We start from the raw sequence: 13,354 nt of genomic DNA, 5'->3' as shown, positions 1-13,354 counted from the left end.
GCGGGTCGAGACTCGCCCTACCGTTCGTAACGCGCGCACACCGGCGCGCGTTACGACGAGGCGGTCTGTCGCCAGGCCGCGAGCAGCACCGCCGTCGCCGCGGCCACGTTGAGGCTCTCGACCGCGCCGCTGCCGGGAATCCCGAGGCGCAGGTCGCAGGCTGACGCCAGTGCCGGATCCATGCCCTCGCCCTCGGCGCCGAGCACGTAGACCAGCCGCCCGGGCAGGCGCGCGGCGAACAGGTCGTCGCCCCCGCGCACCACCGTCGCCGCCAGTTGGAAGCCGGCGCTGCGCAGCTGCGCCAGCGCGTTGTCCTCGCGCCCGAGGCGCACGAACGGCACCGCCTCGGCGCCGCCCTCGGCCACGCGCGCCGCGGCGCCCGACAGCGCCAGCGGCGAACCCTTGGGCAACAGCACCGCACCGGCGCCGAAGTGCGCCGCCGAGCGCAGGATCGCGCCGAGGTTGTGCGGGTTGCCGACGCCGTCGAGCCACAGCGCGCATTGCGGCCCGTCCGGCAGCGCCTGCAGCCACGCGCCCAGCGACAGCGGCGTCTCGCGCAGCACGTCGGCGACGATGCCCTCGTGGTGCGCGCTAGCGGCGAGCCTGCGCAGGTCGTCCTCGGCGACCACGCGGTAGCCGACCCGGTTGGCCGCGCACCATTTCAGCAGCGGCTGCAGCTGCGGGATCCGCGCTTCGAGCAGATAGACCTTGCGGATCGCCTCGGGCCGGCGCGCGAACACGGCGTCGACCGCGTTGCGGCCGTAGAGCCGCAACTCGCGCCGGTCCTCGAGCTCGGGCCCGTCCTGCGGCGCGGCGTCACGCGGGGCGGGCGCAGCACTCGTCGCCGCGGGCCGTGCACGCCCCGGCCACGGCGCATCGCGACCGGGTGCCGGGACGCGGGAACCACCACGGCCACCGCCGCCGGGCCAGCGCGGCTTCGTCATCGCGCGCCCCTGCCGCCCGATCGCCCGGCTGCACGGCCGGTCACGCCGCAGGACCGGGAGCTCACGTCCTGCCCCGCCAGAAGTCGGCGTTGCGGATGCCCAGCGCATCGGGGTCGAAGGTCGGGTCCAGGCCCAGCTTCTTCTGCCGCTCGTAGTCGCGCAGCGCCAGCAGCGCGGGCTTCTGCAGCAGCAGGATCGCGACGATGTTGAGCCAGGCCATCAGGCCCACGCCGATATCGCCCAGCGTCCAAGCCATCTCCGCGGTACGCACCGTGCCGTAGATCGTCATCGCCACGATGCCGAGGCGCAGCGCCAGCGTCGCCAGCGGCCGCACCTTGTGGCCGTTGACGTAGGTCAGGTTGGTCTCGGCCATGTAGTAGTAGGCCATGATCGTGGTGAAGGCGAAGAAGAACAGCGCCACCGCCACGAAGCCGTTGCCCCATCCCGGCAGCACCGCGTCGATGCCGGCCTGCACGAAGCCGGCGCCCGCGGCCACGCCCGGCAGGGCCTCCTGCAACATGACGCCGTCGGGCGTGACCACGTTGTACATGCCGGTCGCCAGCACGATGAAGGCCGTCGAGGTGCAGATCAGCATGGTGTCGAAATAGATCGCCCAGGCCTGCACGTAGCCCTGCTTGGCCGGGTGCGAGACCTCGGCCGCCGCCGCCGCGTGCGGCCCGGTGCCCTGCCCGGCCTCGTTGGCGTAGATGCCGCGCTTGACGCCCCATTCGATCGCCAGGCCCAGGATCGCGCCGAAGCCCGCATGGATGCCGAACGCGCTCTCGAAGATGATCCGGAACATCGTCGGCAGGAACTCGATGTTCAGCGCCATGATCGTGACCGCGGTCAGGATGTAGCCGATCGCAATGAACGGGACCACCACCTCGGCCACCTGGGCGATGCGCTTGAGCCCGCCGAAGATGATCAATGCCAGCATCAGGCCGACCACGATGCCGATGCCGAGCTTGAACGCGAACTCGGCATCCATGCCCCGCCACTGGCCGGACAGGTCGGGACAGAACGCCGCGCTGTTGCAGAAATTGCTGGCGCTGTCGGCGATGGCATTGGCCTGCACGCCCGGCATCAGGAAGCCGGTGGCGATGATGGTCGCCAGCGCGAACACCCACGCGTACCACTTCAGGCCCAGCCCCTTCTCGATGTAGTAGGCCGGACCGCCGCGGTACTTGCCCTGGTTGTCCTTCTCCTTGTAGATCTGCGCCAGGCAGCACTCGACGAACGACGTCGACGCGCCGAGGAAGCCCATGACCCACATCCAAAACACCGCGCCGGGCCCGCCGAAGGCGATCGCGGTGGCGACGCCGGCGATGTTGCCGATGCCGATGCGCCCGGACATCGACAGCGCCAGCGCCTGGAACGAGGACACGCCCGCATCCGAACTGTGGCCGGTGAAGGTCAGCCGGGTCATCTCGATGAAGCCGCGCACCTGCATGAAGCGGGTACGGAACGAGAACCACAGGCCGGCGCCCAGGCAAAGCGCGATCAGCGCCTTGCTCCAGATCAGGCCGTTGAGGGCGGTGAGGAACTGGTCCATCGAGCGGGCTCCGGGTTTCGGTGGGAGGGCGCGTGTCGCACGCGAACGCTCGATTCTGCACGAAAGCGACGCGCCTGCGCAGCCCGCGCGCGTCGGCGTGCCCACGCCGCATGCCTACCCCGGCGGATCGCGCAGCAGGCCGAACACGCGCAGGTCGTGCAGGCCGTCGGGCTTGCGCACCGCGCCGCGCAGCCGGCCCTCCTCGACGAAGCCGTTGTGCTGCAGCACGCGCGCCGAGGCCGGATTGATGTCGAGCACGTTGGCCTGCAGCCGCGAAAGCGCCAGCGCGTCCATGACCCACGGCAGGTAGCGCGCGACGACCCGGCGCATGACGCCGCGGTTCCAGTACGCGCGTCCCAGCCAGTAGCCGAGCTCGGCGCCGTGCGCACGCTCGCCCGCGCCCTGGCGGATGCCGATGCCGCCACAGGCCGCGCCGTCGATCTCGATCGCCAGCACCGGACCGGACAGGTCGACGACCCGGCCGGCCAGGAAAGCCTCGCCGTCGGCGCGGGTATAGGGATGCGGGAAGCGGTCGCTGAGGCCGCGCACGACCGCGGCATCGTCGGCATGCCGCAGCAGCGCATCGATGTCGTCGCCGCGCCAGCGGCGCAGCACGAAACCGTCGCCGTCGAGGCGGACCGTGTCCCAGGGTGTCGCCATCTTGAAAGCACCGCGATCTGGAAAAACCCGGGGACAGCGTGCACGTTCTTCCCGGATCTGGCGAGGGCCGCGCCGCCCCGGCAGGTCCTGGCGTCGGGGGCGTTGCCCCGACCTGCGCAGGATCGTAGGTCGGCCCCACGCGGCCGACATGCGCGGGGCATCCGGGTTCGCGCAAGTCGGTGGAGCCACCCGACACGGCTCGATCGGGCGTCCTGGTGTCGGGACGCTGGCCCGCCCTGCGATCCGGGAAATGCGCGCCGACCCCGGTTCTTCTTCAGGCGTGGCCGCCGACCGCCGGGGTCTCCGCCTCGAGCCGCTCGAGTTCGCGCGCAAGCGCTTCGGGCGAACGGGTGAACGGCGCCAGCAGCGCATAGAACGCCGGCACCACGAACAGCGACAGCAGCGTCGAGAACGCGACGCCGAAGATCACCACCACGCCGATCGTCGCGCGACTGGCCGAACCGGGGCCGCCGGCGGCCACCAGCGGGATCGCGCCCATGATGGTGGCCGCCGAGGTCATCAGGATCGGCCGCAGGCGCACCGCCGAGGCTTCGCCGATCGCCTCGCGCACGCTCCTGCCCTCGTCGCGCAGCTGGTTGGCGAACTCGACGATCAGGATGCCGTTCTTCGCCGCCAGGCCGATCAGCATGACGATGCCGATCTGGCTGAACAGGTTCAGCGTGCCGCCGGTCGCCCACAGCCCGATCAGCGCGCCGAGCACCGCCAGCGGCACCGTCAGCATGATCACCAGCGGATGCACGAAACTCTCGAACTGCGCGGCCAGCACCAAGTAGACGATCAGCAGCGCCATCGCGAAGGTCAGCAGCACCGCGCCGCCGGCCTCCTGGAACTCGCGGCTTTCGCCCTTCCAGTCGATCTGGGCGTAGTCGGGCAGTTCCTCGGCGGCGACCTGGCGGGTCCATTCCAGCGCCTCGCCCATCGAGTAGCCGGGGGAAAGACCGGCGGCGATGGTGATCGCGCGCAGGCGGTTGAAGCGGTTGAAGCTGCCCGGCTCGGCGATCTCGCTGAGCGTCACCAGGTTCGACAGCGGGACCAGCGCATCGCCATGGCCGCGCACGAAGGTGTCGGCGAGATCGCCCGGCGTCATCCGCCGTTCGCGCCCGGCCTGCAGGATCACGTCGTACTCCTCGCCGTTGTCGACGAAGGTCGTGACCTGGCGCGAGCCCATCATCGTCTCCAGCGTGCGGCCGATCTCCTGCACCGACACGCCGAGGTCGGCGGCGCGCGCGCGGTCGATGTCGACGCGCATCTGCGGCCGGGTTTCCTTGTAGTCCGAATCCGGATCCTGGATGCCGGGGTTCTCGCGCATGCGCGCGAGCATGCGGTCGCGCCATTGCGCGATCTCGGCGTAGTCGGGACCGCCGAGCACCAGCTGGTAGCGCTGGCCGCGGCTGCCGACCAGGCCGCCGGGCACGTTGGCGCGGGCCTGCACGCCGGGCAGCTGGGCAAACTCGCCGCGCAGCTGCTCGACGATGTCGGCGGTGCTGGTGCTGCGCTTGCGCCAGTCCTGCAGGAACACGATCACCTGCCCGGTGTGCATGTCCTCGCTGCCGCCCCAGCCGCGCGGCACCCGCGAATTGGCGCGCTCGATCGGCTGGTCGTCGCCGACATAGCCGGCGAAGATCGCCTCGACCTGCTGCATCTGGCCGACGGTATAGTCGAAGCCCGCGCCTTCTGGGCCGTCGATGCCGACCATGAACCGGCCGCGGTCCTCGGCCGGGGACAGTTCGCTGGGGACGCGCCAGAACAGCAGCACCGCGGCCACCGCGCATGCCGTCATCGCGGCCAGCAGCAACAGCAGCAGCCGCGTGCGCGGCAGCGCCACCAGTCCGTCGATGCGCCGGCCGTAACCGTCGCTGAGCCGGCCGAGCTGGCGGTTCATCCAGGCATTGAAACCGCGCTGCTTGCCGTGCGGACGCACCAGCTTGGAACACATCATCGGCGTCAGGGTCAGCGCGATGAACGCCGACAGCGCCACCGCGCCCGCCAGCGCGACCGAAAGCTCGCGGAACAGGCGGCCGGAATTGCCTTCCATGAACCCGACCGGCAGGAACACCGCGACCAGCACCGCGGTCGTGGCGATCACCGCGAACGCGACCTGCGCGGTGCCGCGGCGCGCGGCCACCAGCGGCGGCTCGCCCAGGTCGGCGCGGCGCTGCACGTTCTCCAGCACGATGATCGCGTCGTCGACCACCAGCCCGATGCACAGCACCAGCGCGAGCAGGGTCAGCAGGTTGATCGAGAAACCGAACGCATACAGCGCGATGAACGCCGCGATCAGGCACACCGGCACGGTGACCGCCGGGATCAGCGCCGCACGCAGGCTGCCGAGGAACAGCCAGATGACCACGAACACCAGGGCCATCGCCTCGAACAGGGTCCAGTAGACGCGGGTGATCGCCGCATCGATGAACACCGTGTTGTCGGCGGCGACGAAGATCTCGGTGCCTTCCGGCAGGGTCTGCTGGATGCGCGCGGCCTCGGCGCGCGCCGCGGTCGCCACGTCCAGCGCATTGGCGATCGACGTGCGCACGATGCCCAGCCCGACGTTGGGGACCGAATTGCTGCGCATGTACGAGCGCCGCTCCTCGACCCCGAGCTCGACGCTGGCGACGTCGCCCATGCGGATCACGTAGCCGTTGGCGTCGCGGCGGATCGGGATCTGCGCGAACTGGTCCGGCTCGCGGAAGCCGCGCTCCACGCGCAGGGTGAAGTCGCGGTCCTGCGACTCGATGCTGCCGGCGGGCAGCTCGACGTTCTGCTCGCGCAGCGCGGTCTCGACCTCGTTGGCGGTGACGTTGCGCGCGGCCATCGCGTCGCGGTCGAGCCAGATCCGCATCGCGTAGCGCTGCGCGCCGCTGAGCTGCACCCGGGCCACGCCGTCGAGCGACGACAGGCGGTCGACGATGTAGCGGTCGGCGTAGTCGCTGAGCTCCATCGTGTCCATCGTCGTGGAGCGCATGTTCAGCCACATGATCGGGTCGGCGTCGGCCTCGACCTTGGAGATCTCCGGCGGGTCCGCCTCGATCGGCATGCGGTCGGCGACGCGGCTGATCGCATCGCGCACGTCGTTGGCGGCGGCCTCGATGTCGCGGGTCAGGTTGAACTCGATGGTGGCGTCGGCGCGGCCGTTGCGGCTGCGCGACTCGATCGTGCGGATGCCTTCGATGCCGGCCAGCGCGTCCTCGAGGATCTGGGTGATGCGGGTCTCGACGACCGCGGCCGAGGCGCCGGGATAGCTGACGTCGACCGAGACGATCGGCGGGTCGATGTTCGGCAGTTCGCGCAGCGTCAGCCGGCTGAACGCCATGATGCCCAGCACCACCAGCAGCAGGCTGATGACCACCGCGAACACCGGGCGGCGGATCGAGATGTCGGAGAGCTTCATTCCGCGGGACCGTCCGTGCCGGTATCGGCCGGTTGCGCCTTGGCCTCGGCCACGGTGCCCTCGGTGATGGTCATGCCCGGGCGCAGCTTGCCGGTGCCGTCGACGACGATGCGGTCACCCGGCGCCAGGCCCTCGACGACCTCCACCAGCCCGTCCTCGCGCACGCCGACGTCGATCGGCGCCTGGCTCACGGTCTCGTCCTCGCCGACCAGGTAGACGAAGGTGTCGCGGCCGACCTGGATCACCGCGATCTCCGGCACCATCATCGCCTGCCGGGCACGCTGCTGCAGCTGCACCTGGATCAGCATGCCCGGATGCAGCCTGCGGTCGGGGTTGGCGAAGCTGCCGCGCACGGTGACCGCGCGCGAGGCCGGGTCGATGCGGGTGTCGATGGTCTGCACCTCGCCCTCGAACAGCTGGCCCGGGTACGCGGCGCTGCGGCCGGCCAGCGGCTGGCCCGGCGCGACCCGCGCCAGGCGGGTCTCGGGCACCGGGAAGTCGACGTAGACCGACGAGATGTCGTCGAGCGTGGCGATCGGCGTGCCCGGGGTGACCAGCGCGCCGGGGCTGACCTGGCGGATGCCGAGCACGCCGGCGAACGGGGCACGGATGTTGCGGTCGCCGATGTTGGCGCGCATCTCGGCGACGCGGGCGCGGGCGCTGTCGCGGGTCGCGCGCAGGGTATCGACCGAGGCGCGCGCGATCAGCTGCTGGGCCGCCAGTTCGTTGCCGCGCCGGTACTGCTGCTCGGCATCGGCCGCCGCGGCTTCCGCCGCCTGCAGCGTGGCCTGCTGCTGGTTGCCCGACAGGGTGACCAGCACCGCGCCGGCCGCCACGTCGTCGCCGCTGTCGAAATGCACGCGCTCGACGGTCTCGCTGACCTTCGCCGTCACCGTGATCGACTCGCGCGCATTCACGGTGCCGAGCGCGGCGATCGTGTCGTGCCACTCGCGCGGCGCCACCACCGTGGTGGTCACCGGGACCGCGGACGCGCCGGCGCCCGGAGCGCCCACCGGCTTGCCGCCACCGCAGGCCGACAACAGCGCCAGCGCGCCGATGGCGAGGGACAGACGGAACCGCTGGACAGGCGATGGCGAGGGGCGAAGCGGAAACATGGACAAGGGTGGGCCTGGCAGCGGTCGTGAAAACCGCCCGATATTACCCGCAGGCCCGTGACGCGACCTGTGCCATCAGCTGATATGAAAAAACAGCGTTCCACGTCAACCGATGGTGCGCGCGTGCGTTTTGCCCCAGTCTGGAGTACCGCGCGCCGCGCCCGCACCGAGGCATCCCATGGCCCTGTACGACAGCATCCTCCAGACCGTCGGCAACACCCCCATCGTGCGCCTGCACCGGGTCGCACCGTCGAACGTGGAACTCTACGCCAAGGTCGAGTCCTTCAATCCCGGCGGCTCGGTCAAGGACCGGCTGGCGCTGGCGATCATCCTCGATGCCGAGCAGCGCGGCCTGCTCAAGCCCGGCGATACCGTGGTCGAGGCGACCTCGGGCAACACCGGCGTCGCATTGGCGATGGTCTGCGCCGCACGCGGCTACAAGTTCGTGGCGACGATGGTCGAGACCTTCTCGATCGAACGCCGCAAGCTGATGCGCGCCTACGGCGCCAAGGTGATCCTGACTCCTGCCGCCGAGCGCGGCACCGGCATGGTGCGCAAGGCCCGCGAACTGGCCGAGCAGCACGGCTGGTTCCTAGCCAGCCAGTTCACCAACCCGGCCAATCCGGCCTATCACCGCAACACCACCGCCGCCGAGATCCTGCGCGACTTCGCCGGCCGCCGGCTCGACCACTTCGTCACCGGCTGGGGCACCGGCGGCACCCTGACCGGGGTCGGCGAGGTGCTGAAGGTCGCACGCCCCGAGGTCAAGGTGACCGCCTGCGAGCCGGCCGGTGCGGCGCTGCTGCAGGGCAAGGACTGGTCGCCGCACAAGATCCAGGGCTGGACCCCGGACTTCGTGCCGGAAGTGCTGGACCGCGCCGTCGCCGCGCAGGTGCTGTCGGTCGAGGACACCCGCGCGATCGAGGTCGCGCGCCAGCTGGCGGCCGAGGAAGGGATCTTCGTCGGCATCTCCGCCGGCGCGACCGTCGCCGCGGCGCTGGAAGTCGCCAAGACCGCACGCGACGGCGACGTGATCCTGGCGATGCTGCCCGACACCGGCGAGCGCTACTTCTCGACCCCGCTGTTCGCCGACGTCAACGAAGGCTCCGACGACGACTGGCTGGCCGGACTGCCGTAGGCGACCCGCCGGTCGTGTCAGCTGGCGGCCGCGCCCCTACGCCGCCCCGGCGCCGCCGGACAGCAGCGCCAGGCCCACGCCCAGCGCCACCAGCAGCAGCACCCAGCCGAGCCAGCCGTGACGGCCGCTGTCGCCGCGCACCACGGTTTCGGTGCGCGCTTCCTGCAGCAATGGCGAGGCCAGGCGCTCGACGGTGTCGCGCGCCTCGCTTTCGCTGAGCCCGGGCTGCGCCTCGCGCAGCCGCCTGGCCGCGTCGCCGGTATTGCCGGTGGCGATCTTGGCCGCGACCTCGGTCGGCACGGTGCCGCAGTCGGCGGGCGCGGCACCATCGGTCGGGCGATAGGGATCGTCGTCCTCCAGCGTCGACGACGGATAGCGCGCAAGCCGCTCGATCGCGGTCCTGGCATCGTCCAGGCCCAATCCGGGATTGGCGGCGCGAAGCAGCCTGACCGCCTCGACGGGCCGCCCCCGGCGCATCGCGTCGTGGACCGGCAACGGGACGTGCAGCCGGCCGGGGTGTGGGCTTGCAGCGGTCATCGCGCATCCTTCCTCGGCATCAGGAGCATCAGAAGCCAGCGCGGACGGCATGACGACAGGGTCGTCGCGACCCGACCACCAGCATCGATCCGCGCGCTGTTGCAACATCGGCGGACCGGACGATGCCGTGCGCATGGCGGGAAACGGCGCCGTTCCGCGTTCCATGTCCTGTGCCGCGACCGCGGCGCCACTGCGTTGGGAATGCATGACCGGATCCGACCGCGACCTGCTGCTGTCCAACCTGCTGACCCTGGTCATGGCGGTCGTCTTCGACTGGCCGATCGGCTGGCTGCTGTGGCCGTTCTGGATCCAGAGCGTGGTCATCGGCTGGTACGCGCGCAAGCGGATGCTGGCGCTGCGCGACTTCAGCACCGAGGGATTCACCGCCAACAACGCGCCGGTGCCGGAAACCGAGGACGGCAAACGCAGCACCGCGGCGTTCTTCGCCCTGCACTACGGCGCCTTCCACGCCTTCTACCTGGCATTCCTGTGCATGCGGCACCTGCCGGACGGCTGGCGCGACGCCGCGATCCTGGCAGGATGCGGCGTGTCCTTCATCCTGTCGCAGCGCCGCACCTGGGCGGCGCAGCATGCCGCCGACCTGCTCGGGCGGCCGAACCTCGGCGCGCTGATGTTCCTGCCCTACCTGCGCGTGGTGCCGATGCACCTGATGGTGTTCGCGGTCGACGACGCGGCCGCCACGCTGCCGACGCTGCTGCTGGTGATCGCGCTGAAGACCGCGTCGGACCTGCTGCTCGACCACGCCGACCGGCGCATCGCCGCAAGCGGCGCGGCGCGCGCCGCCGCGCGCCGGGCGCAGCCGCCGGACCCGCCATCCAGGGATCGCCGATGAAAAACGCCGGCGCTGGGCCGGCGTTGCGTTCGCGCCCGGCAGGAACTCCGCCGGATCAGGCGCCCCTGGTCCACTTGCCCTGCGCCGCCAGGCCGTTGGCCCTGGCGCGGGCGAACACGGTGTCCTGGGCCTTGCCGACATTGTTGGCCAGGTCCTGCGACCACAGCTTCAGCGCCGCCGACTGCATCGCGCGCCCGTAGGAGAACGACAGCGGCCACGGGTTCGGGCCCATGCGGTTCATCGCGTCCAGGTGCGCGGTCGCGGCCTCGTCGCTCTGCCCGCCCGACAGGAACACGATGCCCGGCAGGATCGCCGGCACCGACGACTTCAAGCACATCAGCGTCGCCTCGGCGACTTCCTCGACCTCGGCGGTCTCGCCGCTGTCCTTGCCCGGCAGCACCATCGACGCCTTGAGGATCGTGCCCTCGAGGGTGACGTTCTGGTTGTACAGCGCGTCGAACAGCGCGCGCAGCGTGACCTCGGTGACCTCGTAGCAGGTCTCGATGTCGTGGTCGCCGTCCATCAGCACTTCCGGCTCGACCATCGGCACCAGGCCCTGCTCCTGGCACAGCGCGGCATAACGCGCCAGCGCATGCGCGTTGGCCTCGATGCAGGTGCCCGAGGGGATGTCCTCGCCGATGTTGATGACCGCGCGCCACTTGGCGAAACGCGCACCGAGCTTGTAGTACTCCTCCAGCCGCGCGCGCAGGCCGTCGAGGCCCTCGGTCACCAGCTCGCCCGGGAAGCCGGCCAGCGCGTGCGTGCCCTTGTCGACCTTGATGCCGGGGATGATGCCCTGCCCCGCCAGGTACTTCGCGAACGGCACGCCGGCCTTCGTCGACTGGCGGATGGTCTCGTCGAACAGGATCGCGCCGCTGATGTGCTGCGCCAGGTCCGGGGTGGTCAGCAGCAGCTCGCGATAGGCGCGGCGGTTCTCCTCGTTGTTGGCGATGCCGACGCCCTCGAACCGCTTGGCGATGGTCGCCGTCGATTCGTCGATGGCGATGATGCCCTTGCCCGGGGCCACCATGGCCAGGGCGGTTTCGGCAAGCTGTTCGATGCTCATGTCGGCGGGTTCGGCTGCAGGAAAGAAGCGGAATTATAGCCCGCGAACCCCGCCGGACCGGGACGGCGCCGGTGCCGGACAAACGCCCGGGGCGGTTTCCCCGCGCCGGGGCGGAGGCGGCGCCGGCTACAGTTCCCCCAGTCCCTCGGCATGGCCGTCGGCGCCGACCTGCAGCAGGCGCAGGGTGTTGGTCGCGCCGTGGGTCTCCATGTGCTCGCCGCTGGTGAACACCACGCGTTCGCCGGGGCCGAGGTAGCCGCCGTCGACCAGCAGCCGCACGCTGCCGCGGGCCGCCTCGCGCGGCGTCTGGCCGCGGCTGTCGTAGTCGAAGGGGAACACGTCGCGCATCAACGACATGCGCCGGCGCGCGCCGTCGTGGCGCGAGAACGCATAGATCGACGGCCCGCCGCGGAAGCGCGACAGGTAGCGCGCGGTGCCGCCGGACTCGGTCATCGCGACGATCGCGCCGACGCCGATGTGCTCGGACAGGAACATCGCCGCCATCGCGATCGCGTGGTCGGCCCGTTCGAGGTTGCGCTGGGCCTGCTCGAAGTCGGTGTCGTGGGCGAACTGGCGTTCGGCGCCGACGCAGATGCGCGCCATCGCCTCGACCGCGCGCACCGGATACGCGCCGGCGGCGGTTTCGGCCGACAGCATCACCGCATCGGTGCCGTCGATGACCGAGTTGGCGACGTCGAGCACTTCGGCGCGGGTCGGCATCGGGCTCTCGACCATCGACTGCAGCATCTGGGTCGCGGTGATGACGACCTTGTTGCGTGCCAGCGACTCGCGGATGATCTTCTTCTGCAGGCCGGGCAGTTCGGCATCGCCGATCTCCACGCCCAGGTCGCCGCGCGCGACCATGACCACGTCGCTGGCGTCGATGATCTCGGCGAGATGCTCGATCGCCTCGGTACGCTCGATCTTCGACACCAGCGCGGCATCGCAGCCGTGCGCGCGGGCGATCGCGCGCGCCTCGTTCATGTCGTCGGCATTGCGGCAGAACGATACCGCGATGAAGTCGACGCCGATCTCCGCCGCGACCGCGATCAGGTCGCGGTCGTGGTCGGTCAACGCGCCGAGCGACAGCCCGCCGCCCTGCTTGTTGAGCCCCTTGCGGTTCGACAGCACGCCGTCGTTGAGCACCGTGGTGACGATGCGCGCGCCATCGACCGCGGCGACCTGCAGCTGCACCAGGCCGTCGTCGAGCAGCAGCACGTCGCCCGGCGCCACGTCCTGCGGCAGGCCGAGGTAGCTGACGCCGACCTGGTCGACGGTGCCGGGCGGCGCCGCCGGATCCGCGACCAGGTCGAAGCGCGCGCCGGCGCGCAGCTGCACGCGGCCGTCGGCGAAGGTCTCGATGCGGATCTTCGGTCCCGGCAGGTCGGCGAGGATGCCGATCTCGACCCCGGCACGATGCGCGGCCTCGCGCACGGCCTCGGCGCGCACCTTCTGCGAGGCCGGATCGCCATGCGAGAAGTTGAGCCGCACGGCGTTGACGCCCGCGGCGATCAGGGCATCGAGGACGCCAGGGGCGTCGGTCGCGGGGCCGAGCGTGGCGAGGATGCGGGTACGGCGGCGATGCGCCGGCAGGGGCAGTTCGGTCCTGGTCATCCCGCGATTCTATGTCCACCGGGCGGCACGTGCCCGCGCGGGAAACGGCACGCGCACATGCGGCGCGCGTGCCGTCGGAGGCGGACGCTACATCGAGACGCCACAGCCCGCGCGGACGCGGCGGTGTTCGGTCACCACGCCCCAGGCCTGGTTGGGATTGCAGCCGAAGGTCTGCTCGCCGACCAGCGCGCCGTTGTCGTCGTAGTACATGTAGGCGCCGGGGAAGCCGTTGGCGCCGGCGATGCCGGCACCGGCCAGCAGGCAGGCCGCAAGCGCGGCGAGGCCCCATCGGGTACGTGTCCTCATTTCCTCTCCCTCCTGCACGCGGCCGATCGCCGCGGCGCCAGCGTCGCAGGTCCGGCTGGCGGCGGGATCAACGAAGCGTCAATCGCCGCCGTGGATGCGCGCTTCCGCGACGCCGGCCCCGCTCCGCATGCGACGGTTGCCCTCGTGAATGCGCGACGCC

Annotated in this window: 11 protein-coding genes; 2 read left to right on the top strand and 9 right to left on the bottom strand. The window is 71.1% G+C overall.

The features are described 5' to 3' along the window. Positions 1-50: 50 nt before the first annotated feature. The 5 genes from LDO26_RS11665 to LDO26_RS11645 form a co-directional block, all read right to left on the bottom strand. On the bottom strand, positions 51-944 hold the full coding sequence (locus tag LDO26_RS11665) for a TrmH family RNA methyltransferase (protein WP_232131272.1): 894 nt from the start codon (positions 942-944) through the stop codon (positions 51-53). Between the two features lie 61 nt (positions 945-1,005). After that, positions 1,006-2,496, bottom strand: coding sequence for an alanine/glycine:cation symporter family protein (locus LDO26_RS11660; protein WP_232131271.1), 1,491 nt, complete (start codon positions 2,494-2,496; stop codon positions 1,006-1,008). 114 nt (positions 2,497-2,610) lie between these two features. Continuing rightward, positions 2,611-3,156, bottom strand: a complete 546-nt coding sequence (locus tag LDO26_RS11655) for a GNAT family N-acetyltransferase (RefSeq protein WP_232131270.1) — start codon at positions 3,154-3,156, stop codon at positions 2,611-2,613. 274 nt (positions 3,157-3,430) lie between these two features. Then, positions 3,431-6,565, bottom strand: coding sequence for an efflux RND transporter permease subunit (locus LDO26_RS11650; RefSeq protein WP_232131269.1), 3,135 nt, complete (start codon positions 6,563-6,565; stop codon positions 3,431-3,433). After that, positions 6,562-7,680, bottom strand: a complete 1,119-nt coding sequence (locus LDO26_RS11645; RefSeq protein WP_232131268.1) for an efflux RND transporter periplasmic adaptor subunit — start codon at positions 7,678-7,680, stop codon at positions 6,562-6,564. Before LDO26_RS11645 ends, LDO26_RS11650 begins: the two co-directional genes overlap by 4 nt. 178 nt (positions 7,681-7,858) lie before the next feature. On the opposite strand from LDO26_RS11645, the gene cysK reads away from it, so the two are divergent. Continuing rightward, positions 7,859-8,818, top strand: coding sequence for a cysteine synthase A (gene cysK / locus LDO26_RS11640; protein ID WP_232131267.1), 960 nt, complete (start codon positions 7,859-7,861; stop codon positions 8,816-8,818). 36 nt (positions 8,819-8,854) lie between these two features. On the opposite strand, the gene LDO26_RS11635 is transcribed toward cysK, so the two are convergent. After that, positions 8,855-9,355, bottom strand: coding sequence for a hypothetical protein (locus tag LDO26_RS11635; protein WP_232131266.1), 501 nt, complete (start codon positions 9,353-9,355; stop codon positions 8,855-8,857). A 205-nt stretch (positions 9,356-9,560) separates the two neighbouring features. Here LDO26_RS11635 and LDO26_RS11630 point away from each other — a divergent pair, with 205 nt between their 5' ends. After that, a complete protein-coding gene (locus LDO26_RS11630) occupies positions 9,561-10,208 on the top strand; it encodes a DUF6498-containing protein (RefSeq protein ID WP_232131265.1) in 648 nt (215 codons plus the stop codon). A 55-nt stretch (positions 10,209-10,263) separates the two neighbouring features. On the opposite strand, the gene LDO26_RS11625 is transcribed toward LDO26_RS11630, so the two are convergent. The 3 genes from LDO26_RS11625 to LDO26_RS11615 form a co-directional block, all read right to left on the bottom strand. Beyond that, a complete protein-coding gene (locus tag LDO26_RS11625; protein WP_232131264.1) occupies positions 10,264-11,274 on the bottom strand; it encodes a class I fructose-bisphosphate aldolase in 1,011 nt (336 codons plus the stop codon). Positions 11,275-11,400: 126 nt separating this feature from the next. Then, the gene (gene pyk / locus LDO26_RS11620) at positions 11,401-12,888 is read right to left on the bottom strand and encodes a pyruvate kinase (protein WP_435594075.1); all 1,488 of its coding nucleotides are present in this window, start codon (positions 12,886-12,888) and stop codon (positions 11,401-11,403) included. Positions 12,889-12,975: 87 nt separating this feature from the next. Continuing rightward, the gene (locus LDO26_RS11615; protein ID WP_232131263.1) at positions 12,976-13,194 is read right to left on the bottom strand and encodes a DUF6289 family protein; all 219 of its coding nucleotides are present in this window, start codon (positions 13,192-13,194) and stop codon (positions 12,976-12,978) included. Between the last annotated feature and the right edge of the window lie 160 nt (positions 13,195-13,354).

This window comes from Proluteimonas luteida (assembly GCF_021191695.1).
GTDB lineage: Bacteria > Pseudomonadota > Gammaproteobacteria > Xanthomonadales > Xanthomonadaceae > Luteimonas > Luteimonas luteida.
The sequence above is the reverse complement of the archived record's forward strand: the minus strand, read 5'-3'. Positions and strand labels throughout refer to the sequence as shown.

Excerpts from the sequence above, each read along its gene's own strand:
- LDO26_RS11665 (WP_232131272.1), bottom strand. The coding sequence starts at position 944 with ATGACGAAGCCGCGCTGGCCCGGCGGCGGTGGCCGTGGTGGTTCCCGC.
- pyk (WP_435594075.1), bottom strand. The coding sequence starts at position 12,888 with ATGACCAGGACCGAACTGCCCCTGCCGGCGCATCGCCGCCGTACCCGC.
- LDO26_RS11645 (WP_232131268.1), bottom strand. The coding sequence starts at position 7,680 with ATGTTTCCGCTTCGCCCCTCGCCATCGCCTGTCCAGCGGTTCCGTCTG.
- cysK (WP_232131267.1), top strand. The coding sequence starts at position 7,859 with ATGGCCCTGTACGACAGCATCCTCCAGACCGTCGGCAACACCCCCATC.
- LDO26_RS11625 (WP_232131264.1), bottom strand. The coding sequence starts at position 11,274 with ATGAGCATCGAACAGCTTGCCGAAACCGCCCTGGCCATGGTGGCCCCG.
- LDO26_RS11630 (WP_232131265.1), top strand. The coding sequence starts at position 9,561 with ATGACCGGATCCGACCGCGACCTGCTGCTGTCCAACCTGCTGACCCTG.
- LDO26_RS11635 (WP_232131266.1), bottom strand. The coding sequence starts at position 9,355 with ATGACCGCTGCAAGCCCACACCCCGGCCGGCTGCACGTCCCGTTGCCG.
- LDO26_RS11615 (WP_232131263.1), bottom strand. The coding sequence starts at position 13,194 with ATGAGGACACGTACCCGATGGGGCCTCGCCGCGCTTGCGGCCTGCCTG.
- LDO26_RS11650 (WP_232131269.1), bottom strand. The coding sequence starts at position 6,565 with ATGAAGCTCTCCGACATCTCGATCCGCCGCCCGGTGTTCGCGGTGGTC.
- LDO26_RS11660 (WP_232131271.1), bottom strand. The coding sequence starts at position 2,496 with ATGGACCAGTTCCTCACCGCCCTCAACGGCCTGATCTGGAGCAAGGCG.
- LDO26_RS11655 (WP_232131270.1), bottom strand. The coding sequence starts at position 3,156 with ATGGCGACACCCTGGGACACGGTCCGCCTCGACGGCGACGGTTTCGTG.